Here is a 23,064-nt window from a genome sequence, read left to right on the forward strand (position 1 = left end):
CTTGTGTTCGCCGCGGCGTTCAGCCGGCGATCGTCTCCATCCAGTCCCGCACCGCCGTCTGATAGTCGGCGGTGTTGCGGGCGAGATTCACCGAATGCCCGCTGCCGGGGAGCACGAAAGTGCGCAACCGCGCGGCCGGGGCGAAATGCGGTGCCTCGGCGGCCTGCAGGGTCGCCGTATCGGCACAGACCCGGGCGCACAGCACATCGTCGCTCCCGTTGACCACGAGCACCGGAGCGGTGATCTCCGTGGACATGGGCGGCAGCGTGGAGGTCAGCCCGTCCGGATACTCGGTCGCGGCGAACACATCCTTGGTCGCTTCGTCCACGGCGACGACCTCGGGGTCGGCGGTCGCGGGCGAATGGAACGATTTCTCGCGCGTGCCCGGCCGGGTGGTGAGATACCCACTGTCGTAACCCCGGCCGGTGAAGGCCGGATCCTGCTCGGCGGGCCGATAGGTGCTGATGACGCCGAGCGCGCCCGCGACGTTCAGGCCGTGCGAATAGCCGGTCAGCAGCACTCCGTCGACATCGTGATGGGTGGTCGCCTCCAGCACTGCCACCCCGGAACTGAGCGAATGCCCGCCGGTGACGACCTTGCCGAAGGGCCGGGCGCCGGGGAAACCGGTGCGCAGGGCCCCGACGATCTCGTGCAGGGCCTGCGCATCGCCGGTGGCGGTGACCGCGGTGCTGGCCGGTCGGCTGCTCGCACCGGTGCCGAGCCGGTCGATCACCAGCGTCGCGTACCCGGCGGCGTTCATGGCCCGCCGGAAATTGTAGACCTGCGGGTCGTGCGGGAAATCCCAGTAGGTGCTGTTGTAGTTGGAGCCCGGCATCAGCACCATGACGGTATCGCTGCCCCCACCGGCCGGCGTGCACAGCGTGGTCGCCAGGGTGCCGCCGGTGCGCAACGGGAACGCGGTGGGCGCACACTGCCCCGGATCCTGGGCGCGCGCGACACCAGGGGTCAGCAGTGCGAGAACGGTTACCGCAGCGGCGGATACGCGCACCGCGATCGTGGAACCCCGCAGCTGCCGCGATCGCTGCGGACGGCCGAGCGCAAACCTACGAGCAGTCATGTGCCCGGGACCCTAACGGGGCTTTGTTCGGCACGCAACGGATCGGTATCTCCGGAGCGGGAACCGATGGGGGAGTGCGGGCCCGGATTCGCACGTGGACATGCCGATTCCCTATAGGGAGAGCTAGGATGCGAGCGTGCAGAGGCGGGCCGTCCATTTCGTCGGAAGCTTTCCGGCCGTCGATACCGAAACCGCCATGCGGGCCATGCTCGACGCCGCCGGGCCCCACCTGCGAACCCTGCCGACCGGAGAGACCGGTCGCTACGAATTCTATATCCGCCCGATCATCGAGGATTTGGCGGCGCAGGGTGTGCTGGAAGCGAAACGGGTCAGGGAATGGCGCAGCAGCCGGGACCGTACCCGCTACCGTGTGCCGCGGGGGAGGGCACTGACCGCCGCGGCCCTCGACCTCGGATACCGGAGGGAGACCGAAGAGGCGGTGCCGGTGTACGCGCGACTGCGCCGAGCCCGCGGGTTGTCCGGAACGGCACTGCAGATCGGGATGCCCACCGCCTTCACCCTCGCCTTCGTCGCGCTGGGCGCGAGCGGCGTGCTGCGGCATCGCCGTGCCTTCGCCGACGCCACCGTGCGTGAGATCATCGCTGTCCGTGAACTGGCCGGACCCGAGGTCGTCATACAGCTCGAGGCCACCGCCGAACTGGTGCTGATGGCGATGGCGCAGCCGGCGCACGGCTCTGCCGACCGGGCACTGGGATTGGCCCGCGGCCCGGCGGAGCTGGCGGCCGCCGCCCCGGCCGGCACCCGGTTCGGGATCCACCTGTGTCTCGGCAGCCTGCGCAATCAGGCGCGCGCCACTCTGCGCGACACCCGTCCACTGGTGGATCTGGCCAATGCGATCGCCCGGCAGTGGCCGGCGGATCGGCCCTTGGAATTCGTGCACGCCCCGCTCGCGGCCGGTGCGATTCCGCCGCCGCCGCGTCCGGAGTTCTATGCCCCACTGGGCGATCTCGCGCTGGCCCCCGGTACCGCTTTCTACGCGGGTCTGGTGCACGACGTACCCACGGAACAGGAACAGCTGCACGTATTGTCGGTGGTCGAGGCAGCACTGGGGCGGCCGGTGGACGGTGTCGCCTGCGCCTGCGGTCTCGGCCGTCGATCGCGACCGGTGGCCGACGCGCTCATGAGCCGCGCGGTCCGCGTCGCCGCGGAGGGAGAAGCGCGGACATGAATTCCGACGGGGTGGCCGCGAACGGTCTCGGAGGGGCGGATGGACCGGTGCCGGAGATCGAGCGTGTGCCGCAGGGGGTGGATCCGCACGAGCCGCGTTCGGCTCGGGTATACGACTATCTGCTGGGCGGGAAGGACAACTACGACGTCGACCGCGCGCTGGCGCATCGCATCCTGACGGTAGCCCCGGAAACCAGATCGCTGGCGTGGTTCAGCCGCAATTTCCTGCTGCAGGCGGTCCGTACGGCCGCCGCGGCCGGCGTGCGGCAATTCATCGATCTCGGTTCGGGAATCCCGACGTCTCCCAACGTGCACGAGGTGGCGCACGAAATCCATCCCACGGCGCGGGTCGCCTACGTCGACAACGATCCGGTGGTGTTCGTGCACTGCAACGCCCTCATGGGCAGCCACCCCGGGGTTACCGCGCTGCGCGCGGACGTACGCCGTCCCGATGAACTGATCCAGCGGCTGGAAACCGAATCGGGTATCGATTTCGCGGCCCCGGTGGCGATCACGCTCGTCGGCGTGCTGCACTATGTGATGGACGAGGAGGATCCGGCCGGACTCGTCGCCCGCTATCGCGAGGTCATGGCGCCGGGCAGCTATCTGGCGTTGACCCACGGTGCCGATATCAGTCATCCCGAGATCATCGAGCGCACCTCGCAGGACACGAGGAACAGTTCCGCGCAGGTCCGTTACCGATCGCGTGAACAGGTGACATCGTTGCTGGACGGTTTCGAGAACACCGGGCCCGGCGTGGTCCCCCTCCAGCAGTGGCTCGCCGACGATCTGCCGGAAACGAAGCTGGTGCTCTACGGAGCCGTCGGTCGTAGACCCGCGTGCCAGGACCGTGGTGGACGCAGCGGCGGTCTTGCGGAACAGCAAGAGCGGTAACACAATTGGATTCGGCCCGCCGGTGGGCCGAATCGCTCGAGGAGCAGTCGTGGACTCTGCGCAATCGCCGCCTCCGGTGGAGGTCATCACCTCGCTCGACGATCTTCGGGGCGATCTGGCCCGCCGCCATCCGGCCACCACCACAACCTCCGACGCGGTCGATCCGGCCGTGACCGCCGCAGATCTTTCCGCTCTCGAACGGGACGGCTATGTCATCTGGGAGAATCTGCTCTCCCTCGATGAATGCGAACAACTGCGCGGTGCGCTCGCCCCGCTGCTCGAACGCACCGGCCGCAACACCTTCGAGGGGCAGCGGACCCGACGGGCCTACAACCTGCTGGAGAAGACGCGCGCATGCGACATGCTCGTCGAACATCCGCGGGTGCTGGCCGTGCTCGATCGGTTGTTCCTGCCGAACTATCTGCTCTCGCAATTGCAGGCGATCGATATCCACCCCGGCGAACAAGCCCAGATGCTGCACCACGACGACGGTTTCTATCCGATCGCGCGACCCCGGCCACCGTTGAGTGCGGCGACGATGTGGGCGATCGATGCGTTCACCGACACCAACGGTGCCACGGTGGTACTGCCGGGCAGTCATCACTGGGATTCCGCGCGCGGCCCCACCGAAGCCGATACGCGGACGGCGGTGCGGATGCCGGCCGGGTCGTGCGCCTTCTATCTCGGCACGCTCTGGCACGGCGGCGGCGCGAATCGCAGTGCCGCGGCCCGCTTGGGTGTGACCGCGCAGTACTGCGAACCCTGGCTGCGGCCGCAGGAGGCCTACACCCTGGCCACCGGCCGGGACACCGCGCGGACGGTATCGGAGAACATCCGGCGGATGCTGGGGTACAGCATCCACCCGCCGTTCATGGGTGCCGTCGACGGAATGCACCCCAAGCGGCTGCTCGAGCCACCGGGATGACCGACTATCCGGACGCGGCGGCACTCTCCACTGTGCGCAGCACGATTCGATACAGCACCAGGTGCTGCTCGTCGAACTGACGGATCGACGCCTCGAGATACCGCTCGTAGGCCTCGGCGACCCGCGTCCCGGCCAGCCGCTCCGCCTCGGCGCGCCGCGCGCGGAGTCGGCGCAGCCACTCCGCGCAGGTGGTCGCATAGTCGTGGCGGTCGTTGACCACCGAACGGATTTCGAACAGTTTCTCCGACGCGTGCGCGAGTTCGGCAAGTCGCGGTGGATCGGACTCCGGGAAGATCTCGTCGGCCAGGAAGCGCACATCGGTGATCGAGTGCTGGTCGAGCGGACGGTTGCCCTTGCCGATCGTCTGGACCACCAAGCTGCCGCCCGGACGCATCATGCTGTGGCAGTAGTCGAAGAAGGCCCGGTAGGTGGCGGTGCGTTCGCGGCGCGACAGCCCGAACCGTACGAAATGTTCGAGCGCCCCGACACAGAACACGGTGTCATAGGGGGTGTCGGGCCGATGGTCGTGCCAGTGCTCCAGACGCACCTCGGTGCGCTCCGCGCCCAGGGCGCGGACGTGCCGGTACTGGTCGCGGCTGAGCGTGAGCCCGGTGACCCGGGTCTGCGCGTACCGAGCTGTGATCGCCCGCATCAGGCTGCCCCAGCCGCAACCGATATCGAGAATCCGCTCGGTGCCGGTGAGCCGGGCTTGGTCTATCAGGTAGTCGAGCTTGCGCTGCTGCGCGCGTTCGAGATCGTCGCCGTCGGCCCACCGGGCGCATGAGTAGGTCAGGCCGGGGTCGAGCCACAGCCGGTAGAAGTCGGTGCCGATATCGTAGTGATGCTCGACCGCATCCGCCGATGCGCCCTGGTGTGCGCCGGTATCCGATGTCATCGCGGACCTCCGAAGTTTCGTGTTGCGTCGGTTTTCCGGTAGGTGTCCGGGCCGGTCCGGTCGCTCCTTTGACGGGCTCGGCGGATGCCCGGAGATCCCGGCGGGTGCGCGGCGTGAACCGGTCGGCCGGGTACGGGGTTCGTCCGGGGCGCCGGGAACTTGGGGGGCCGGGTGCGGGAACCGGGGCGCGGTGTCCGTGTACACCGGGTGACTCGTTCCGTAGCGGGTGCTGTTCACCGGAGCGCCGGTGGGCGGTGGGTCGGGACCGCCGGTACGGCAGACGATCTCTCGGACGGTCTCGCGGGCTCTCCTGTTCGCGAGCCGGGAGTGTGTGGGATCGATTCGGCGCCGTAGCCGATTCTACGTGCGCACGGTCGCGCCCGTCCAGATGCCGTGGCCGCCAATTGCGTTGCGGGAGAAACTCGATCGTAGAAGGGCGGGCTCTTGCTCGGTCGATCGGGCCGCCTGCGCTCGGTCGGGTCGATGCCCGGCTGCCCGGAGATCCACCGCCGGCCGGGCGGGGAACCGGGCCGGCCACCGATGACTTCTGTCATCTCCGCACCATGAGAAATACACGAAATTCGAGTGACTGCGCGTACTACAAATCCCGGGCCGGTCCGATGATCGTAGAAGTCATGACCAGCGGCTATCCCGATTCACCGCAACCGAGTGGGCGACCAGGGCACGATATCGTCGTCGCGCGCGGTCTGCGCCGGACCTACGGCACCGGAAAGAAGGCGTTCGAAGCGGTCCGCGGTGTCGACCTACAGGTCGCCGAGGGTGAGGTGTTCGCCCTGCTCGGCACCAACGGGGCCGGCAAGACCTCGACCCTCGATATGTTGGAGGGACTGGCCGAACCTTCGGCCGGTAAGGTCGAGATCTTCGGCCTGGACCCACGTCGTGATCGTGCCCAGGTGCGGGCGCAGGTCGGCATCATGTTGCAGTCCGGGGGTCTGCCCACCGAGCTGACCGTCCGCGAGACGCTCGAGATGTGGCGGGGGACGTGCAGCAGTCCGGCAAACACCGCAACGGCTCTGGCGCAGGTCGGTCTGGTCCATCGCGCCGATGTCCGGGTCGGGTCCCTCTCCGGCGGTGAACAGCGCCGTGTCGATCTGGCCTGTGCCCTGCTCGGGCAGCCGCGGTTGCTGTTCCTCGACGAACCGACCACCGGACTCGATCCGGAGAGTCGCCGCGGGACGTGGCGACTGTTGTCCGAGCTCAAGAGTGCCGGGGTGAGTATGGTGCTGACCACGCATTATCTGGACGAGGCGGAAGCGCTGGCCGATCGAATCGCGATCATGCACCGGGGCGAGATGGTGCGTACCGGGACCCTGCGCGAGATCGTCGACGGACATCCGGCCCGGATAGTCTTCGACCATCCGGGGCTGCCGTTGCCGAAGCTGTCCACCGTCCGCATCGAGGCACACGCCCGGATCACCGTCACCACCCACGACCTGCAGGGCGATCTGTCGGTACTGCTCGGCTGGGCGGACGGTCGGGGCGTGCGGCTGGGTGGGCTGGAGGCCCGCGCCGCGTCGCTGGAGGCGGTTTTCCTCGATATCGCCGACGATTCCGCTGCCGCGCCGACGACCGACACCGAACCGATCGGAGCCCGCTGATGACCACGCCCGCCGCACCCGTCCCCGGTTTCCGCCGCCGCCCACTCGCCGCGCTCGCGAAGGCCGAATACCTGCAGTTCCGGCGGAACAAAACGCTCGTCTACATGGCGACGGTCTTCCCCATCGGAATACCGGTGGCCCTCTTCTTCATCGCCCGGCGTGGCGATACCGATGCCGCGGATCTCGCGGTGCTCACCTTCGAGATGCTGGCGCTGGTCACCCTGTTGTTCGTGCAGTACTACTCGGTACTGTCGATGGTCACCACCCGCCGCGGGGAGGGCGTCCTGAAACGCCTGCGGACAGGTGAGGCCGCCGACTGGCAGATCCAGACCGCGCCGGCCATACCGGGGGCGGTGCTCACCCTCGCCTGCACCGCCGTCGTCTCCGCGGTCGTCTTCGGTGCGGGCGCGCCCGCACCGGTCCATCCGTTCGCGCTCGCGCTCGCTCTCGTGGGCGGGATCGTGCTGTTCTCGCTACTGGCCGTTGCAACCAGTACGTTCACCAAGAATGCCGAGGCCGCCCAGATCACCTCGCTGCCGGTGATGACGATCGCCATGCTGGGGATGACATCGATCCGCGGGATGCTGCCGGATCGGCTCGCGGAACTGGCCGGCTGGACCCCGTTCGCGGCCGTCGCCGATCTGGTGTCCCTCGGTGTCGCCGGGAAAGCGGCTCTTGCCGACTCCGGCATCGCGCGTGATTTCGCAGGTACCCTCGCCGAGGTGGGGCGTCCGTTTGCGACACTGGCGATATGGACCGTTCTGGCGTTCGCGCTGATCCGCCGGAGCTTTCGCTGGGACGACCGCGGGTGAGCCGCTGGACCGCCCGGTGGCGTGCGCTGCCGGCGGGCGCCAAGTTCCGGCTCTACACCGGGATCACCTTCCAGAGCGCGCTGGTCATGGTGGTCGTCGCCATGGCGGTCACCGTGCGCTCACCCTGGGCGGCCGCCGGAATCGTGCTCGCCGGTATGGCGGCGGTCTTCGCGGCGGAGGCGCGCGCCGAATTCGCCATAACGTCGCGGTGGTCGGCGCGGGGCCGGGTCCTGCCGGCCGCCGTTGCGACGCTGGCGGGGGTCTGGGTCGTCGCTGCAGTGGTCGCCCGGACGGAGGCCGCCGAATCCGCTGTGGTCCCGGCCCGGATGGCCGGCGTCTATGTGGCGATCCTGGCCGTGTTCTCGATCGTCTCACTGCTCCGGCACCAGTGGTGGATCCTGCTCGCGCTGAGCACGCTGACGGGACTCGTGTTCGGCTCGTCCCCGGCCACGGCGCTGGCCGGGGCCGTCGTGACCTTCGTCGCCGGGGCGTTCGTCATCGCCACGGTCTGGCTCACGATGTGGGGGCTGCGGGTCGTGGACGAGGTGGAACACGCGAAGGTGGTCGAGGCCGAACTGCAGGTGGCGCAGGAGCGGCTGCGGTTCGCCCGGGATCTGCACGATGTGGTCGGTCGCGGATTCTCGGCGATCGCCGTGAAAAGCGAACTGGCCGGGGTGTTGTCGCGATCCGGTGACACCGACCGGGCGGCCCGGGAAATGGACGAGGTAAAAACCCTGGCCGTCGAATCGATGGGGCAGATGCGCGAACTGGTCCGGGGTTATCGCGGGATCAATCTGCTGAGTGAGGTGGCCGGTGCGCGTTCGCTGCTCGCGGCGGTCGGTTGCGAACTCGGCGTCGAGGGCGATCCCGCGGCGGTCCCGGCGCGCTTCCACGAGGTCGCGGCCTGGGTGGTCCGCGAGGGTACGACCAATATTGTCGAGCATTCCACGGCCACGTCGGCGGCTCTCGCATTCGGCGGCGCCGGGATGTCGCTGCGCAACGATCGTCCGCGCGGTACACCCGGACCGCATTCGGGACTGCGGGGTCTCGCCGAGCGGCTCGCGGCCGTCGGCGCGCACCTCGCCGTCACCGCGACGATCAACGAGTTCGTCCTGGAGATACGCTGGGAGAAGCAATGATTCCGGTCTTCCTCGCCGACGACGAAACACTCATCCGTGCGGCGCTGGCGACGATGCTCGACCTCGAAGCCGATCTCGAGGTCGTCGACCATGTCGGTTCCGGTGCGGAGCTCCTCGCCGCGTGGCAGCGCCGCGCGGCGGACGTCTCGCCCGCGGTGGCCGTGATCGATCTGCAGATGCCCGGTATCGACGGTATCGAGACCGCCACGCAACTGCTGCGGCTCACACCGGGCGCCGCCACATTGATCGTCACCAGCCACGGCCGGCCCGGCTATCTCAAACGGGCGCTGGCCGCCGGTGTCCGGGGTTTCCTCCCCAAAACCACCTCGGCGGCGACGCTTGCCGAGGTGATCCGCACCGTGCACGGCGGCGGCCGGTACGTCGATCCCCAACTGGCCGCGGAAGCCATCAGCGCCGGCGACACCGTGCTCACCGCGCGCGAAGCCGATGTGCTCGAATACGCCCTCGACGGCTCGTCCATCGAGGACATCGCCCGGCGCGCGCACCTGTCGCCGGGTACCACACGCAATTACCTCTCCGCGGCAATGGCCAAGCTCGGGGTCTCCAACCGGTACGAGGCCGCACTCGCAGCGCGCGAGAAGGGCTGGATCTGACGCGCCTCAGTCGTTGCCCGGCACCGCGCCGCCGTCCGCCGCGGTCCCGGCGCTCTCCGTCCACCGGCCCAGCAGACGATCCGCTCTGTCGCACAGCGCGGCGATCACTTCCCCGGCCGGGAGGCTGCGGGTGAGCGCGCCGACACCCTCGCCGGCGTCAACGGGGGCGTAGCGGGGATCCCCGGTGGCGGCGGCCGCCGCCACCTCGTCGCGGGCCGCTCCGTCCCCGGCCAGCACGGTTTCCCGCGCCGCCCAGTGCCGGGTGGTCTCGTTGGCCAGTACGCGGGCGGGGTAGTGATCCGGCCAAGGAAGTCGCTGCCCCAGGTCGAAGACGCGGGTGACCACCGTATCGGTGGCCCGGGCGCGCAACAGCGCGGCGCGCGCGGGTTCCGGAGTGAGGGCCTCTGGGCAGGCCGACAGGCAGGTGCCGAGCCAGGCCCCGGCCGCTCCTGCCGCGAGCACGGCCGCCAGACCCCGGCCGGTGGCGATACCTCCGCCGGCGAGAACAGGCACCGTGACCGCGTCGAGTACGGCGTCGAGCACGGCCAGAGTGCCCAGTCGGGTGGCCCCGTGGCCGCCGCCCTCGCTGCCGCGCGCGACCAGGACATCCACTCCGGCCGCCACCGCCCGGCGGGCGTGGTCGGCGTCGTAGACCTGGGTGACCGCCGCCGCGCCCACCGCATGGACCCGGTCGACCCAGGCCCACTCCGCGGTGAAACCGACCGATACGAGCGCGGGATGCGCGGCCAGCGCCGCCTCCAGGAGCGCGGGTTCGCGCTCGAGCACCCAGCCCACCATGCCGATCCCGAACACCGTGGGCGCCGGATCGAGCTGTGTGAGTTCGCGCTCCAATGCCGCGACCGATCCGGTGCTGCCCATACCGATCATGCCCAGCCCGCCCGCCGCCGACACGGCGGCCGCGAGGCGTCCCCCGGCCACCCCGCCCATCGGGGCGTTCACGATCGGAAACGACAAACCCATCCGGCGCGACCACGACGTTCCCGGCACCCACAGCCTCCTTCTCGTCCGGGCGCACTGGCGCTCCCGGTCGAGGCGACATTACGGGAGAGCGGCTCCCGGTCGCGCCGGGCCGCCGCGCCGGCCGGTATCCCGGTTCAGCCGGTGGTGCCGCCGGTGAACGCGTCCACGACGGCCGCGCCGATCCGGCGCTGTACCGGGTCGGCCTCGGACCCGAACAGGCGTTCGTCGACGTCGGCGACCACCTGCTGGGCCGCGCCGAGCAGCCGGATCCCTTCGGGAGTGAGTTCGATCGCCGACGCCGACCCGGCCCGGGCCGTTCGGTCGTGCACCAGTCCGGCGCCGACCAGGGCCTTCACCGCCGTGTGCACACTCTGCACGCTGATTCCCGACATGCGCGCCAGGTCCGAGAACGACGCACCCGGGACTCCGGAGATATGGCCGAGCAGACCCAGGCGGCCGACGGTCAGGTCCAGCGCTGCCAAACCGGCGTTGAGTTCGGTCTCCACTCGCCGCGCCACCGTCAGCACGATGATCGAGGCGCTGGCCGGCGGGGGTGTCGGGCCGTTGTCGGTACTCACCGATCCAGTGTCGCGCACCGCCGCCGGGGCACCGGCCGGCAGGCGCGACTGCCGTGCGGGTCAGCGGACCGCGTCGATGAGATGCCGGGTGGAGAATGCGACGAACGGATGTCCGGCTCGCATCTCCCGGTCGAGTTCGGTCAGGGTGTCCCGGTAGCGGGCGACCGTGAAATCGGGCACCCACCATACGCATTTGCGCAGGGTCCAGACGACGGCGCCGATATCGAAGAACTCCATCCGGCAACGTGCGGTGCGCAGGTCGGTCACGGTCAGCCCGGCGGCTTCGGCCGCCGCGGCCTCCCGGGCCGGGTCGCGCTGCGTGCGCCGGTCGGGCAGCGGGCCGAGGAACCGTTCGATGAGCTCGAACGCCGAACCCGGGCCCACGTGCTGGGCGAAATAGTGGCCCCCGTCGGCGAGAACACGGCGGATCTCGGCCCAGTCGGGGCGCACCGGATGCCGGGCCGTGACGAGGTCGAAGCTGCGGTCCGGGAAGGGGAGCGGCTCATCCGGCGTCGTCTGCACCACGGTCACCCCGCGGCCGCTCAGCCGCTGCCGTGCCCGTTCGGCGTTCGGCGGCCAGGATTCGGTCGCGTGCAGAGCCGGCGGCAGGACCGCGGCCTCGGCCAGGACTTCACCGCCTCCGGTATCGATGTCGAGGGCCGACCGGGCGGTGGCCAGCCGGCGGCCCAGCTGCCGTGCGTAACCCCAGGGCGGCCGCTCCTCGGTGGCCCGGCCGTCGAGCCACGCGAACCCCCAGCCGCCGACGTCGGCGGCTTCGGCTTCGGCTACGAGATCGTCGAAGGAGCGCATCCGCAGATGCTCGCAGATGTGCAGGAGACGGCAAAGCGCTTTTGCCGCACACCACCGGTGCCGATGTGAAACGTTGCCTGGTCAGGCATTTTCCGTGTCGGCGGCGGTCGGCTCGGCTACTGTCGATCGCGCGTGCGGGGGTGGAAGATATCGCATTGCCGCGCGCGGGGCCTGCGGGCGCCGTCGCGCCGATCCGCTGCACCGAGGGCATTGTCGAGCGAGGAAGGAGCCGTATGTCTCGTACGCGCAGGACCGTGATGATCACCGCGCTGGTCGTGCCGCTGGCGCTGGGTTGCGCAGTGGGCGAATCCGCCGCGGCGCCGGTCGCGACCCCGTTGCCCATCCCTGTGGTGACCGGCCCGGAAATCGGTCCCGGCGCCGTTCCCGGCGGTGTTCTCCAGACGATCGCCGTGGTGGGGACGACGGGAGAACAACAGGGGACGGTCACCTTCTCGGTGCCGGCTCCGGCGCCGTACCACTATCAGTACAACTATCGCTGGATCACCGTGCACTGGCGAAACCTGAACACCGGCGCCGCGGGCAGTATCGATCTGCGGCACTGGACCGGTATCGATGTCCGCGGCGAGAATTACGCCGCGGCGCTGCCCACCAGCGCGTCGGTGGTGACCGGTGGGGGCCCGGTGGTGGTCACGGCGACGCACAACCGCGAGCAATACCAGGCCCCACCCTTGTCCAACGCGGTGATCCCCGGCGCGGGGGTTGTCATCGCGGTCTGAGCCGGCCGGATTCGCGGGCGCGGGTGCGGTCGTGCGGTACCGTCCGCACTTGCGCCGGCCGGACTCGGTCTCGGCACGGGTGTCGCCCGCCTCAGCCGGCCTCGGCGCCCACGGTGTCCCGGCTCTCCGATCGACGTTGCGCGACGAGGAACACCCCGATCGCGACCGCCGACCATCCCGCGAGCACCAGCCAGGGGCCGAGGTGCTGGTGGTCAGGGAAGTAGACGGCGGTGTGCTGGGCGTTCACCGAGGCGCCCGGTGGCAGCCACCCGCCGATCGTCGCGAGCAGGCGGGGAAGCAGCGGCCACGACACCGAGCCGCCGGAGCTCGGGTTGCCGAGCAGGATCATGATGCCCCAGGTCGGCAGGATCGCCCACCGGCCGAACAGGGCGTGGAACATGGTGAAGACCATGCCGCAGGTGAACATGGTGAGCGCGAGCACCGCCCACGAACGGAACGGGAGTTCGAGGGCGCCGAGAATCCAGTCGACGGTCGCCACGATGGCGAAACCGCCGAGCAGTGCGTACGCGGCGGTGCAGGCGATCCGTTCGCCCGGGCGCAGTGCCCCCGCGTTGACCCCGAGCTGCACCGCGCCGACGAATCCGACGACGACCGAGGCGATCGTCATATAGAAGATGGTGAGGCCGTGCGGATCGCCCTGCTGCAGCGGATTCAGATCGTCGACTCGTACGATGTACCCGGCGTGTTCGGCGATCGGCGGCAGCCCCTGCGCAAGAGCGGTCGCCACCGTCTGGCCGGAGGCACTGGACAGTTCGAGTGTCAGGGTGTCGTCCGAGGTGGTGACGACGGCGAACACTTCCTGGTTCTGGAGCGCGTCCGTGGCAGTCGCGCGATCGGCGAACCGGTGGACCCGCAGCGAACTGCCCATTGCCGTCGCCAGCTCGGCCTCCAGTTGCGCCGCCTGTGCGGCGGGCATCGACCCGACCACCGCGATGGGCACATACTCCGGCTTCGGATTGGCGGTGGCATAGGTGTAGGAGCCGGCGAAAAGGGCGGCGGCACAGGCGAGGATGCCGATAATCACGGTGGCCGGGAAGAACCGTGACCCGCGGAAGTCGTGCCACCGTTTCGCGATATCTCCGGTCATCGCGCGGCGGCGCGCGGGCCCGTCCGCCGGTGCACCGCTTTCCGGTTGGGTGCGCTCATCGTGCCACCTTTCACGAGCAGTCGAATGATCCAGCACTCCGCGGGAACTTCCGGCCTTTCCGGCGCCGTGGGTCGGTGCGACCCGGGGCCCCGTTCGCGGTCCGGTGGGCCGTGGGCAGCCCGGCGGAAAGACCGTCCGGCAACCGCCCCACCATAACGCGCGACGGTGCCGGCCCGGCCGGTCCACATGCGCGTCCTCGTCCCCGCATGTGGTGTGATGCGATACGAGCCGGTTCGGCCGGGCCGGCGCAGCGCAAACGGATACCGGCCGTCGAACGAGGAGGCCGCATGCCCGGAACACCGTCACCCGAGGCCGACCCGGCCCACCGCCTCACCGTGCTCGAAGCGATCGAGGCGATCAAGGCGCTCAAACACCGCTATTTCCGGGCCTGCGATGCCAAGGACCCCGGCCTTTTCCGGGAGTGTTTCGTCAGCGAGGGGTCGGTCCTCGATTACGGCGAGTTGGGCGTATCGGACGCGGACGGGATGGCCGCGGTCTTCGAGTCCATCGCCCTGCGCCGGGTCGACGGCAAACATGTGGTGCTCGATATGCACCACGGGATGCACCCCGATATCACCGTGCACGCCGACGGCACCGCCACCGGGCAGTGGACCATGCAGTTCCGCCAGGTGAACCTGATCGACCACACCGATACGCTGTCCACCGGCGAATACGAGGACTCCTACGTTCTCGAGGGCGGCCGCTGGAAGATCGCGGCCTCCCGGTTCCGCCGCCTCTGGTCCATTGCCCGGCCGGTCGACGAGACCTGCCGGATCGGCTGGTACGCGGGCTCGTGACGCCCGGTGGCGCCGCGGCCCGCGGTGGGGCCGACAGTCCCTACCCCATCACCTCGTCCGGCCCGGACGGCTGTGGAGTAGGAGACCGCTGTGCCCGATGATCCCCAGGCGATCCACGGACCGTCACTGCCCTTGGACCCCGATGTCGATCTGCGGGACCCGCCCCAGCGCGCCGAACTCGCCGCGTCCCACGGCGCGATTCTCGCGGTCATCGCCGCCGGCGGCGCCGTGGGCGCGCTGGGTCGTTACGGACTGACCCTCTGCTGGCCCACCCCGGCCGGCGGGTTCCCGTGGGCGGTATTCGTCATCAATGTCAGCGGCAGTTTCCTGCTCGGGGTCCTGATGGTGGTGATCACCGAACTGCGGCCGGCGCATCCGCTGGCGCGCCCGTTCCTCGGGGTCGGCGTACTGGGCGGGTTCACCACGTTCTCCACCTACACCAACGAGATCCGGGCCCTACTCGAACCGGATTCCGCGCTGATCGGTGCGGCCTATCTGGTGTCCACCCTGTTCGCGGCGGTCGCGGCATGCGCGCTCGGGGTCGGCCTCACCCGCCGCGCCGGCCGGGGAGGGGTGCGATGAACGTACTGCTGGTGATCGCCGGAGCCGCGGTCGGTGCGCCGCTGCGTTACCTGCTGGACCGAGTCGTCCAGGCGCGGCACGACGGCCGTTTCCCGTGGGGCACCTTCGTGGTCAACGTATCCGGAAGTCTCGTTCTGGGGGCTGTCACCGGCGCGGGACTGCCGGCCGCGTGGACGGTTCTGGTGGCCACCGGATTCTGTGGCGCCTTCACCACCTACAGCACCTTCTCCTACGAGACCGTGCGCCTGACCGAACAGCGTGCCTACCGGCACGCGCTCGGTTACGCCGCGGGCAGCGTGGCCGCCGGGCTGATCGCGGCGACACTGGGCTACGCCGGCGTCCGCGGACTGCTCGGCTGAGCCCGCGGACCCCGATCCCCGGCCGCGCCTTCACTCGTGTCGCGGTGCTGCCGCCGCGGCGCCGCCCGCTACCGCCCCGGCCGGAGATCGAAGCGCCCGGCAAAGGCGCGCAGCGGGAGGTCGGCGCTGGTGATGATGCCGGGACGCGCGGCCACCACGGAGCGCAGCGAGTTGAGGGCCGGCAACCCGGTGACGGTCATCCCGATCGAGGCGAAGTTCGCCGGGTTCGACAGATCGAAGCCCTTGCGGGGGAAGATCATATGTTTGCTGTAGATGCTGGGATCACCGGTGATCTGGGTGATGTAGCAGCCCTTGATGTTCCACGCGGGATCGGTGTGCGGGGTCATCTGCCATTCGAGATGGGTTTCCACCCGCGGCACGCCGTCGACCAGACCCTGGTACTTGATGTAGTTGGCGCCGAGTGAGCCCTTGGGCAGGAAATACCAGCCCAGGTCGACGTCCTTCGTGCACGCGCCGAGCTCGTAGTGGAAGGTGACCTCGTCCAGCTCGAGGTCGAAGGCGTCGGCCATCAGGTAGACCGAATCGGCGAAGACCGCGGTGTATTTGTGCAACGTGTCCGGGATGGCCGGATCGTCGACCGGGCGGCCGTAGCCGACTGCCTTCCAGGTATCGACGGAATGGTGACAGGAGACGTCCACCGATTCGGTGACGGTGATGTTCTCTATCGCGGCGACGTCGGCGGTGTGCACGATTCCGAGGATCTGGGCCAGACCCGGGTTCATCCCGGTGCCGTAGAAGGTGGAATCGCCGCGCTCGCACGCGGCCCGGATGACCTCGCTGGCCTTTCGGCCCGACGGATGGGAGTGGTTGGTGTCGCGGTGGAATCCGGTGATCCAATCCGCGGTGGTCACCACATTGATGCCCGCCTCCAGGACCTTTTCGTAGAGATCTTCGTCGGGGAAGACACCGTGGAAGGTGAGGACATCGGGCCGCGCCTCGATGATCTGCTCGACCGTACCGGTCGCCGTCACTCCGATCGGGCCGATACCGACGATCTCGCCGGCATCCCGCCCGATCTTGTCCGGCGTGTAGCAGTGCAGCCCGACGAGTTCGAGGTCCGGATGATCGCGGATGCGGCCGATCATCTCGGTGCCGAGGTTGCCGGTCGCGACCTGGAATACCCGGATCTTGCCGGAGGTGCTCATGAGTGGACCTTTCTGTCTGCGGGTCGTCGAGGTCGGCGGTTCGGGTCCGCGGGTCAGGTGCCGGTCGCGTGCGCGTCCGGTGCGGGGCCGACCGCGCCCTGGCCGGGGTAGAACTGCCGCGCCCATTCGCGCAGTGCCCGGAACCCCGCGTACTCCTTGCGCGACAGTGCGGGCGGGTCCGAGTAGCGCTGATGTGCCCAGATGTGGATATCGGCTTCGAACTGCTCGATCACGAAACCGGCCATCGACGTGCCGTAGGCGCTGATTTCCGGGCTCTCGTCACCGGGCCTGCGGCCGATCCATACGGTGAAACGGACGTCGGAGGTGTGTTCGTCGACCGGGGTCACCGCGGGCATGGTGCGGTTGTCGATCATGCCCCAGCTCTTGGTGATCGAACATCCCAGCCCGGCGTTGATCGATTCGACACCGCTGTCGACCTGGTCCTCGGCCACACCCGCGTCGAAGGCGATGGTGAAATCGACGTAGGAGACGGGTCCGGAGAAGTCGTGGCGGGTGAACTCCGGCACGAACGGTGTCTTGTGCACGTACTTGAAGTGCGCGAAATCGACGCCGTTCTCCATGACGTACTGGGGGTGCAGTTCGAGCCCGGGCCGGTAGAGCGTGGCCGCGGGCACCGGCGGATAATAGTCCGCGGCGCTTTTGCCGTCGTCGAAGGCGGTGAAGATATCCGGTACTTCGAAATACGGTGGCCGGCCCTCGATGTCGTACCAGATCCAGACGCCTTCGTTGCGCTCGGCCACCGGGTAGCTGCGGATGCGGCGGCCCTTGTTCGGGTGGCTCTCGTAGGGGATGCAGACATTGCGCCCCTCGCGGTTCCACTCCCAGCCGTGGAACGGGCAGACGAGGTTCTCGCCCTCCACCCGGCCGCCGTAGCCGAGATGCGCGCCCAGATGCTCACAGTAGGCGTCGAATACGGTGATCTGTCCCGACACGGTTCGCCAGGCCACCATTTCGCGGCCGAAGTATTTCATTCTGTGGACCGCGCCGACGCCGATCTCACTGCACCAGGCCACCTGGAACCAGCCCGTCGGCTCCATCGGCAGTGGCGGTTTTGCCATCGCGATCCTCCAGGCATCGAGGGCTGTAGCGGGCGCGCCACGGGCGGGGTCGTCGATGTATGACGCCGGTCATATGGCGCACTTGAGAATAGAACCCTCTTTGAAAGAATGCAAGAGGCCTTTGTGAAACTGGATCACCCTGCTCAGGGCGGGTAGAGTCCACCATCGTGACGGAAGCGGCGGTGGGCGGGAGACGAGCGAACAGGCGCGGGATCCAATCCCGGGAGAGCATGCTCGAGGCAGCGATCGTCTCCCTGGCCACCGGCGATCCCGCGGCCGTCTCGGGTAACCGGATCGCTCGCGATATCGGCGCCACCTGGGGCGTGATCAAATACCAGTTCGGCGATATCGACGGCCTGTGGGCGGCGGTCCTGCGATACACCGCGGACAAGCGCGGGGACCTGCCGGCCGGGATCAAACCGGACGGCACCCTGTACGAGCGGGTGGCCGCCATGATCGACGCCATGGCCCGCGGACTGCGTCGGCCGGAATCGCTGGCCATCGAAACGCTGCGCGCCGCCCTGCCGCGAGAGCACGCCGAGCTGGAACGCGACTATCCACGCACCGCTGCCGAGCTGGCATCGTGGAAACCGAACTGGGACAAGGCCTGTCAGCGCGCTTTCGCCGATATGGACCTGGACCCGGTCAAGGTGCGCCAGGTGGCCGCCCTCATCCCGGCGGCGATGCGTGGTATCACCTCCGAACGCACCCTGGGTACCTACGGTGACCTCGACGACGCGCTGAAAGCTCTGATCGGCGGCATAGTCGCCTATTTGGAGAGCCCCTGAGCGCGGTTCGTGCGGCGCGGTGGCGCCGGCTTCCGAGGCTCCGGCTCGGCGGAGCCCCGGAGTATGGATGGACCTCGCGCCGGACGCCGCGGCCCGGTCGCCGAGGACCGGACGCGGGGCCCGCGTGCCCGGCCGCCGGGACACGCGGAACGTGGATGCTGCCACCGGCCGACCTGTCGGCGGCGTCCGGCTGCCGGGCGGATCAGGCCAGCGCGGCGGGCGCGAGAACCGTTGTGCACCACTGGCGGAAGGTGGTGGGAGACGTGGTCCGCGGTGTGCGCGGCACCCCGTTGTCGAGGCCTTCGTCCTTGGCCCGCATCATGTCGACCATGCCCTGGACGAAAGCGTCGCCGGCGCCGAAGCCCGCGGTGGCTGCGGCCAGTTCGTCGAGCGTGATCCGGCGGTAGCGCACCGGCCTGCCCAGTACCTCCGACATCGTCTGTGCCATGTCGTCGGGTGTGAGGTCCTGCGGACCCAGCACCGCCACCTCGCCGGTCCCCGTCCATGATCGATCGAGTAACAGACCGGCCGCTGCCGCGGCGATATCGCCGGTCGCGGCCAGTGGTGCAGGGAGGTCGGCGGCGAGGGTGCCGGTGAACACCCCCTCGTCGCAAATGGAGCGCAGTTGGCGCAGCACATTGTCCATGAACGACGGGTTCGCCAGCGCGCGATAGTTGACCCCGGTGCCGGCGATGAGGTCGTCCATTGCCAGCGAGGCGGTGACGAGACCGGCATGGTCCGCGACGGGGGTGCCGCGGCCCAGGGCCGAGACTCCGACCACGTGCCCGACCCCGTGTGTGATGAATGCCCGGGCCGCGGCCCGGGTGAAGCCGGAATACGCGACATTCAGGCTCGGCGCGGCCGGATCCGGTGGGACGAGCCAGAATACGGCGTCGGCTCCGGCGAACGCCCGTTCCACGGTGTCGGGGTCGCCGTGCGAGCCGCGGACGATCTCGACCCGGTCGCGGACCGAATCGGCGAGCGCGCCGGGGTCGCGCACGACCACGCGGAGTTTCTCGCCCTGGGCGGGGGCGCGATCGAGGAGTATCCCGAGAAGCCGGCTTCCGATGGCGCCCGTGGGCGTGGTGATCACGATCATGGTCTCCACCCTGCGTGCGGTCCCGCTCACCGTCCAATACCTCCTGGCGTGGATTGATATCTTCAGGGTATGGATCTCGACCTGCGTAAGCTCCGCTACTTCGCCGCACTCGCGGAGCATCTGCACTTCGGCCGGGCCGCCGAATCCCTCTATATCGCGCAACCCGTACTGAGCAGGCAGATCCGCGCGCTCGAGCGCGAACTCGGTTGCGCACTGCTGGAGCGCACCACCCGCAGTGTGCAATTGACGCCCGCGGGCACCCAGTTGTACGAGGAGGCGCGCGGGCTGTTCACCGTCGCCGAATCCGCTGTCCGGCGCGTGCGGGAGGTCGACCGCGGGGTGGAACGCCTCGTCGTCGGATTCGCTTCCGGGCTGCGCGTATCCGCGGCCCTGCGCGCGTTCCGCGCGAGTCACCCCGAGGTGGAAGTCGAACTGTTCCAGCTGAAGTGGTGGGAACAGGAGCTTCCGCTGCGCGACGGCCGGGCCGATATCGGATATCTGCGCCGGCCTTTCGACGACACCGGGCTGTGCACTGTCACGGTGGGCGCCGAGCCGAAGATCGCCTGTCTGCCGTCCACCCATCGGCTCGCCGCCGCTCCGGCCGCCGATCGGCCACTGCTCGAGGTGGACCTCGCGGGGGAACCGGTCATCGGTGCGCAGGTCCGGCGTACGGCCTCGATCGAGGAGAAGTTCGAGTTGATCGCCTCCGGCCACGGCATCGCGGTGGTGCCACGGGGTGTGGCGCAGGCGTACTCGCGGCCCGACCTGGTCTACCGGCAGGTGATGGACGCCGAACCTGCCGATATCTGCATCGCGGTGCCCGAACACCGGCGAGAGCGGCGGGTGCGGGAGTTCGCGCAGGTCGCGGCCGCGACGCTGCACCAAGCCTCGGTGTGAGAAAAATATTCCTTGACGTGAATATTCACTTCGGTGAATACTCGCATCATGGATCGGATCGCATCAGCACTCGGCGACGGGGCACGCTGGCGTCTCATCGAGCTGCTGGCCGAGCGGCCGCGGTCGGTGGGTGAGCTCGCGGAGCTGACCGGTTTGCGGCAACCGCAGACCACCAAACATCTGCGAACCCTCGCCCAGGCCGGTCTGGTCACGGTTTTCCCGCTCGGGCAGCGTCGCGTCTACGCGATCGAGACGCCGCCACTGGTCGCTTTCGCGCAACGCCTCGCCGATCTGGTGGAAACCGCCGGGACGCAGGCGGGGGAGCGGGACGTGATCGCGCGCTATCGCGCCGCGATCGATGCCGAAGCCGCGGTCGCGGACCGGGACACGTGGGCCGACGGGCGCAGATTCTGCTTCGACCGGGTGCTCCCCGGGGCCCGCGACGTCGTCTGGCGGTACTGGGTCGAGCCGGACCTGCTGGCCTCGTGGTGGGCTCCGGCGCCCATGACGATCACCGATTGCGCGCTGGAACCGGTACCGCACGGCCGCGTCGTCCTCGACTATCGCGATGCCGAGGGGCAGCACTACCGCTCCGCGGGTGAGGTCGTCGCGGCAGCAGCGCCCGAGCGGTTGGAGTTTCGGCTGTCGGTCCTCGATCCCGCGGGTGCGGTCCTGTTCACCGGGCACTACGACCTGACTCTCACCGTGGCCGAGGCCGCCACCCGCTTGCGGCTCGGTCTGACGCTCACCGACACCGACACCGACGCAGTGCCATTCATCGCCGGAATAGAAACCGGTTGGCAGCAGGTGCTGGACAACCTCACCGTCGCCGTCGGCGGCACCTCCCGGCACGACAACGAAAAGGAAGCAAGAACATGACCGAATCCAGCGGGCGTTCCGTCACCGCGAATATCAATCTCACGCTCGACGGACGCTACAGCGGGCCGGATGGCCCCGGCGATCTGGGCGCGATCGTCTCCTACGCCGCGACCGAGGTGGCCCGGCGGCACCTGAGCCGCATATGGGACGGGGCTACGACGGCGTTGCTCGGCCGCCGCAATGCCGAGGGGTTCCTCGGCTACTGGCCGTCGGTCGCTACCGACGCCAGTGCCGACCCGCGCGACCGCGGATACGCGAAATGGCTGGTCGATACTGAAAAAGTGGTGCTGTCCAGCACGTTGGAGAACGCGCCCTGGGAACGGACCCGCATCGTGAACGCGCCGGCTGCCGAGGTGGTGCGCGAACTGAAGGACCTGGGCTCGGGCGATATTCTCGTCAATTGCAGTGCGAGCGTCATCAAGCCGCTGCTGGCCGCGGATCTGCTCGACCGGCTGTATCTCATGATCACCCCCGAGATCGCGGGTGGCGGGCAGCGACTGTTCGACGACGGCCTGCCCGCGACGAAATGGACCCTGACCCATCATGAGGTCGGCGAACTCGGTGAAATGGCGATGATCTACGACCGCGCCCGGTAGCACGGGTCCGCGCGTCCTGGACCGTGCTGTGCTGATCCCGGGTGCCCGGCGCAACGATGCGAAAGCGATTCGGTGCCCGGGGCGGAAACCCGCCATGCCGGAGACGGCGGTTCAACTGTGCTCCCGGTTCGCAAGCCGGTCGATCAGGTGGACGGCCGCTTCGAGTGTGCCCACCCGCTGTGCGCCGGTGGGAGTGGTGCGGCCGGTCCAGCCGGGGCCGGCGAGTAGCAGTCGCGCCGGCGCCAGGGTACTCGCGGGTAGCGGCGGAGCGGCGGCGGTCCGCGGTGACTGGGACCAGAGCACCACCACCGGAGGGCGGTGTGCGCCGGACACAGCGCCGGCCGGCGCGCTGCCGGGCACCGAGGCGCCGAGCAGTACCGCGAGGACACCGTTTTCGGCCAGCGCGGCACGTAGTACTTCTAGCGGAAGGGTATGGCACTCGCCCCCGGTGCAGGCCAGCAGCACCGGGGAGGGCTGCCCGGCCGCCCGTGCCGGCGGGACCGCGCGATGCAGGGCGGCGGTGATCGTCCCGGACAACGCGTGCTCCACCTCGATCAACCCTTGCCCCCGGCGTTGCCGGTCGATCAGTTCGGCGAAAGCGGGCCGGCACAGTCCGTTCCACGTCGCGGCCACGCCGAGGTGCGCGATGTGCTCGGTGAGGAGGTCCATGAGTTCTGTGGTGTCCAACCGCGCGGCCGCCGCCATCAGCGGTGCCACATTTCCCGGAACGAGGCGGGTCGGGGCCGCGGTGCGGGCCGCCGCGGCGGCGTGGCGTGGGCCGATACCCGCGCGCACGAGGTCGACCATTCGCCTGAGCACTGCCACATCACCCGGGGTGTAGAGGCGATGTTCACCGGGCCGATGCGGCCGGGGAGTCAACTCGTAGCGCTGGTTCCAGCTGCGCAGCGTCGCCACCGGGACGCCGAGGTTTCTGGCCACCGCGCCGACTGTCCACTCGGTTTCCGTACCGGACCGGGTCACTGTCTCGTCTCTTTCCGGCTGTCGGCCGGGGCGGTGTCAGCCGTGCCTACCGGCCGGTGCGCGCGCTCGGGGCCGGTGTCAGCCCAGCGATAGGCATCCCTGCCAGGTCTGGAAATCCCCCGCGAAGGCGGGACCGCCGGTGCAGGTGGGGGCGGCCGTCCCGGTGATGTCCACCGAGGCTCCGGGCCCGGCGATGCCGAGGGACAATCCCGGGCGCTCACCCGTCGTCGTTGCCCGGGCGCCGGGACCCACCGCGATGGCCGCCGGGCCGGAGAGGAATTGCGCGGTGGATGTGGCCGTCCCGCCGTTCTGGGCGATGGCCAGGGACAGGCTCGTCGCGGCGGCGTCGGCCCGGGCGGTTCCGCCGGAACCGTAGGCGGCGGCCGCACCGCCCGCCGCGCCG

The 23,064-nt window shown here is 69.4% G+C and carries 26 protein-coding genes; 15 read left to right on the forward strand and 11 right to left on the reverse strand.

Annotated elements, in window-relative coordinates; genetic code table 11:
- Positions 1 to 19: 19 nt before the first annotated feature.
- Positions 20 to 1,078 (reverse strand): alpha/beta hydrolase, encoded by a 1,059-nt coding sequence (locus ON38_RS32875; RefSeq protein WP_245564497.1) that lies wholly within the window; start codon positions 1,076 to 1,078, stop codon positions 20 to 22.
- 136 nt (positions 1,079 to 1,214) lie between these two features.
- Between ON38_RS32875 and ON38_RS32880 the strand changes: the two genes are divergently transcribed.
- The 3 genes from ON38_RS32880 to ON38_RS32890 are packed head-to-tail and all read left to right on the forward strand — an operon-like array spanning position 1,215 to position 4,085.
- Positions 1,215 to 2,267 (forward strand): hypothetical protein, encoded by a 1,053-nt coding sequence (locus ON38_RS32880; RefSeq protein ID WP_039829180.1) that lies wholly within the window; start codon positions 1,215 to 1,217, stop codon positions 2,265 to 2,267.
- Complete coding sequence (locus ON38_RS32885) at positions 2,264 to 3,160, forward strand: SAM-dependent methyltransferase (RefSeq protein WP_083873292.1); 897 nt, start codon at positions 2,264 to 2,266, stop codon at positions 3,158 to 3,160. Before ON38_RS32880 ends, ON38_RS32885 begins: the two co-directional genes overlap by 4 nt.
- 49 nt (positions 3,161 to 3,209) lie before the next feature.
- Positions 3,210 to 4,085 carry a phytanoyl-CoA dioxygenase family protein gene (locus ON38_RS32890; protein WP_083873293.1) on the forward strand — a complete coding sequence of 292 codons (876 nt, stop codon included), beginning with the start codon at positions 3,210 to 3,212 and terminating at the stop codon, positions 4,083 to 4,085.
- Between the two features lie 4 nt (positions 4,086 to 4,089).
- Here ON38_RS32890 and ON38_RS32895 read toward each other — a convergent pair whose 3' ends face one another.
- Entirely contained in the window at positions 4,090 to 4,980 is an 891-nt protein-coding gene (locus tag ON38_RS32895; RefSeq protein WP_039829185.1) for a class I SAM-dependent methyltransferase, read from the reverse strand.
- Between the two features lie 635 nt (positions 4,981 to 5,615).
- Here ON38_RS32895 and ON38_RS32900 point away from each other — a divergent pair.
- The 4 genes from ON38_RS32900 to ON38_RS32915 are packed head-to-tail and all read left to right on the forward strand — an operon-like array spanning position 5,616 to position 9,164.
- Positions 5,616 to 6,599 (forward strand): ABC transporter ATP-binding protein, encoded by a 984-nt coding sequence (locus tag ON38_RS32900; RefSeq protein WP_051165583.1) that lies wholly within the window; start codon positions 5,616 to 5,618, stop codon positions 6,597 to 6,599.
- Positions 6,599 to 7,411, forward strand: coding sequence for an ABC transporter permease (locus ON38_RS32905; RefSeq protein ID WP_039829261.1), 813 nt, complete (start codon positions 6,599 to 6,601; stop codon positions 7,409 to 7,411). The genes ON38_RS32900 and ON38_RS32905 overlap by 1 nt, the downstream gene beginning before the upstream one ends.
- Positions 7,408 to 8,550: a sensor histidine kinase gene (locus ON38_RS32910; RefSeq protein ID WP_051165584.1), complete on the forward strand. Its 1,143-nt coding sequence runs from the start codon at positions 7,408 to 7,410 to the stop codon at positions 8,548 to 8,550. The genes ON38_RS32905 and ON38_RS32910 overlap by 4 nt, the downstream gene beginning before the upstream one ends.
- Positions 8,547 to 9,164 carry a response regulator transcription factor gene (locus ON38_RS32915; RefSeq protein ID WP_039829187.1) on the forward strand — a complete coding sequence of 206 codons (618 nt, stop codon included), beginning with the start codon at positions 8,547 to 8,549 and terminating at the stop codon, positions 9,162 to 9,164. Before ON38_RS32910 ends, ON38_RS32915 begins: the two co-directional genes overlap by 4 nt.
- A gap of 6 nt (positions 9,165 to 9,170) precedes the next feature.
- Here ON38_RS32915 and ON38_RS32920 read toward each other — a convergent pair whose 3' ends face one another.
- The 3 genes from ON38_RS32920 to ON38_RS32930 form a co-directional block, all read right to left on the reverse strand.
- Positions 9,171 to 10,172, reverse strand: a complete 1,002-nt coding sequence (locus ON38_RS32920) for an NAD(P)H-dependent flavin oxidoreductase (RefSeq protein ID WP_085995539.1) — start codon at positions 10,170 to 10,172, stop codon at positions 9,171 to 9,173.
- A gap of 107 nt (positions 10,173 to 10,279) precedes the next feature.
- Positions 10,280 to 10,723 (reverse strand): MarR family winged helix-turn-helix transcriptional regulator, encoded by a 444-nt coding sequence (locus ON38_RS32925; RefSeq protein WP_039829190.1) that lies wholly within the window; start codon positions 10,721 to 10,723, stop codon positions 10,280 to 10,282.
- A gap of 60 nt (positions 10,724 to 10,783) precedes the next feature.
- The gene (locus tag ON38_RS32930) at positions 10,784 to 11,533 is read right to left on the reverse strand and encodes a class I SAM-dependent methyltransferase (RefSeq protein WP_039829191.1); all 750 of its coding nucleotides are present in this window, start codon (positions 11,531 to 11,533) and stop codon (positions 10,784 to 10,786) included.
- A 233-nt stretch (positions 11,534 to 11,766) separates the two neighbouring features.
- Here ON38_RS32930 and ON38_RS32935 point away from each other — a divergent pair, with 233 nt between their 5' ends.
- Positions 11,767 to 12,270 carry a hypothetical protein gene (locus tag ON38_RS32935; protein ID WP_245564499.1) on the forward strand — a complete coding sequence of 168 codons (504 nt, stop codon included), beginning with the start codon at positions 11,767 to 11,769 and terminating at the stop codon, positions 12,268 to 12,270.
- Positions 12,271 to 12,361: 91 nt separating this feature from the next.
- Here ON38_RS32935 and ON38_RS32940 read toward each other — a convergent pair whose 3' ends face one another.
- Entirely contained in the window at positions 12,362 to 13,378 is a 1,017-nt protein-coding gene (locus ON38_RS32940; RefSeq protein WP_039829193.1) for an ABC-2 transporter permease, read from the reverse strand.
- 347 nt (positions 13,379 to 13,725) lie between these two features.
- Here ON38_RS32940 and ON38_RS32945 point away from each other — a divergent pair, with 347 nt between their 5' ends.
- The 3 genes from ON38_RS32945 to crcB all read left to right on the forward strand — a co-directional run bounded on the left by ON38_RS32945 (position 13,726) and on the right by crcB (position 15,176).
- Positions 13,726 to 14,235 (forward strand): nuclear transport factor 2 family protein, encoded by a 510-nt coding sequence (locus tag ON38_RS32945; RefSeq protein ID WP_039829194.1) that lies wholly within the window; start codon positions 13,726 to 13,728, stop codon positions 14,233 to 14,235.
- Between the two features lie 90 nt (positions 14,236 to 14,325).
- Positions 14,326 to 14,817, forward strand: coding sequence for a fluoride efflux transporter FluC (locus ON38_RS32950; protein ID WP_245564501.1), 492 nt, complete (start codon positions 14,326 to 14,328; stop codon positions 14,815 to 14,817).
- On the forward strand, positions 14,814 to 15,176 hold the full coding sequence (gene crcB / locus ON38_RS32955; RefSeq protein WP_039829195.1) for a fluoride efflux transporter CrcB: 363 nt from the start codon (positions 14,814 to 14,816) through the stop codon (positions 15,174 to 15,176). The genes ON38_RS32950 and crcB overlap by 4 nt, the downstream gene beginning before the upstream one ends.
- A gap of 68 nt (positions 15,177 to 15,244) precedes the next feature.
- Here crcB and ON38_RS32960 read toward each other — a convergent pair whose 3' ends face one another.
- The gene (locus ON38_RS32960) at positions 15,245 to 16,342 is read right to left on the reverse strand and encodes an NAD(P)H-dependent amine dehydrogenase family protein (protein WP_039829196.1); all 1,098 of its coding nucleotides are present in this window, start codon (positions 16,340 to 16,342) and stop codon (positions 15,245 to 15,247) included.
- Positions 16,343 to 16,395: 53 nt separating this feature from the next.
- On the reverse strand, positions 16,396 to 17,421 hold the full coding sequence (locus tag ON38_RS32965) for a Rieske 2Fe-2S domain-containing protein (RefSeq protein WP_039829197.1): 1,026 nt from the start codon (positions 17,419 to 17,421) through the stop codon (positions 16,396 to 16,398).
- Positions 17,422 to 17,588: 167 nt separating this feature from the next.
- On the opposite strand from ON38_RS32965, the gene ON38_RS32970 reads away from it, so the two are divergent.
- Positions 17,589 to 18,209, forward strand: coding sequence for a TetR/AcrR family transcriptional regulator (locus ON38_RS32970; RefSeq protein WP_039829198.1), 621 nt, complete (start codon positions 17,589 to 17,591; stop codon positions 18,207 to 18,209).
- A 202-nt stretch (positions 18,210 to 18,411) separates the two neighbouring features.
- Here ON38_RS32970 and ON38_RS32975 read toward each other — a convergent pair whose 3' ends face one another.
- The gene (locus ON38_RS32975; protein WP_218000884.1) at positions 18,412 to 19,338 is read right to left on the reverse strand and encodes an NAD(P)H-binding protein; all 927 of its coding nucleotides are present in this window, start codon (positions 19,336 to 19,338) and stop codon (positions 18,412 to 18,414) included.
- Between the two features lie 39 nt (positions 19,339 to 19,377).
- Between ON38_RS32975 and ON38_RS37995 the strand changes: the two genes are divergently transcribed.
- Genes ON38_RS37995 through ON38_RS32990 form a run of 3 tightly spaced genes read left to right on the forward strand, consistent with a single transcriptional unit; the run spans position 19,378 to position 21,680 of the window.
- Positions 19,378 to 20,205, forward strand: coding sequence for a LysR family transcriptional regulator (locus tag ON38_RS37995; protein ID WP_039829199.1), 828 nt, complete (start codon positions 19,378 to 19,380; stop codon positions 20,203 to 20,205).
- 48 nt (positions 20,206 to 20,253) lie between these two features.
- A complete protein-coding gene (locus ON38_RS32985; RefSeq protein WP_039829200.1) occupies positions 20,254 to 21,084 on the forward strand; it encodes a metalloregulator ArsR/SmtB family transcription factor in 831 nt (276 codons plus the stop codon).
- A complete protein-coding gene (locus tag ON38_RS32990; protein ID WP_039829201.1) occupies positions 21,081 to 21,680 on the forward strand; it encodes a dihydrofolate reductase family protein in 600 nt (199 codons plus the stop codon). Before ON38_RS32985 ends, ON38_RS32990 begins: the two co-directional genes overlap by 4 nt.
- Positions 21,681 to 21,791: 111 nt before the next feature.
- On the opposite strand, the gene ON38_RS32995 is transcribed toward ON38_RS32990, so the two are convergent.
- A complete protein-coding gene (locus tag ON38_RS32995; RefSeq protein ID WP_083873301.1) occupies positions 21,792 to 22,619 on the reverse strand; it encodes a MerR family transcriptional regulator in 828 nt (275 codons plus the stop codon).
- Positions 22,620 to 22,739: 120 nt separating this feature from the next.
- On the reverse strand, positions 22,740 to 23,064 hold a 325-nt coding region (locus tag ON38_RS33000), incomplete at its 5' end, for a DUF6764 family protein (RefSeq protein ID WP_373281265.1).

Origin of the sequence: Nocardia testacea NBRC 100365 (assembly GCF_000308775.1) — a bacterium.
GTDB classification, from domain to species: domain Bacteria; phylum Actinomycetota; class Actinomycetes; order Mycobacteriales; family Mycobacteriaceae; genus Nocardia; species Nocardia testacea.

Coding starts and splice junctions, on each gene's coding strand:
- ON38_RS32965 (WP_039829197.1), bottom strand. CDS start 17,421: ATGGCAAAACCGCCACTGCCGATGGAGCCGACGGGCTGGTTCCAGGTG.
- ON38_RS32935 (WP_245564499.1), top strand. CDS start 11,767: ATGTCTCGTACGCGCAGGACCGTGATGATCACCGCGCTGGTCGTGCCG.
- ON38_RS32985 (WP_039829200.1), top strand. CDS start 20,254: ATGGATCGGATCGCATCAGCACTCGGCGACGGGGCACGCTGGCGTCTC.
- ON38_RS32900 (WP_051165583.1), top strand. CDS start 5,616: ATGACCAGCGGCTATCCCGATTCACCGCAACCGAGTGGGCGACCAGGG.
- ON38_RS32875 (WP_245564497.1), bottom strand. CDS start 1,078: ATGACTGCTCGTAGGTTTGCGCTCGGCCGTCCGCAGCGATCGCGGCAG.
- ON38_RS37995 (WP_039829199.1), top strand. CDS start 19,378: ATGGATCTCGACCTGCGTAAGCTCCGCTACTTCGCCGCACTCGCGGAG.
- ON38_RS32960 (WP_039829196.1), bottom strand. CDS start 16,342: ATGAGCACCTCCGGCAAGATCCGGGTATTCCAGGTCGCGACCGGCAAC.
- ON38_RS32990 (WP_039829201.1), top strand. CDS start 21,081: ATGACCGAATCCAGCGGGCGTTCCGTCACCGCGAATATCAATCTCACG.
- ON38_RS32945 (WP_039829194.1), top strand. CDS start 13,726: ATGCCCGGAACACCGTCACCCGAGGCCGACCCGGCCCACCGCCTCACC.
- ON38_RS32940 (WP_039829193.1), bottom strand. CDS start 13,378: ATGACCGGAGATATCGCGAAACGGTGGCACGACTTCCGCGGGTCACGG.
- ON38_RS32905 (WP_039829261.1), top strand. CDS start 6,599: ATGACCACGCCCGCCGCACCCGTCCCCGGTTTCCGCCGCCGCCCACTC.
- crcB (WP_039829195.1), top strand. CDS start 14,814: ATGAACGTACTGCTGGTGATCGCCGGAGCCGCGGTCGGTGCGCCGCTG.
- ON38_RS32915 (WP_039829187.1), top strand. CDS start 8,547: ATGATTCCGGTCTTCCTCGCCGACGACGAAACACTCATCCGTGCGGCG.
- ON38_RS32895 (WP_039829185.1), bottom strand. CDS start 4,980: ATGACATCGGATACCGGCGCACACCAGGGCGCATCGGCGGATGCGGTC.
- ON38_RS32930 (WP_039829191.1), bottom strand. CDS start 11,533: ATGCGCTCCTTCGACGATCTCGTAGCCGAAGCCGAAGCCGCCGACGTC.
- ON38_RS32885 (WP_083873292.1), top strand. CDS start 2,264: ATGAATTCCGACGGGGTGGCCGCGAACGGTCTCGGAGGGGCGGATGGA.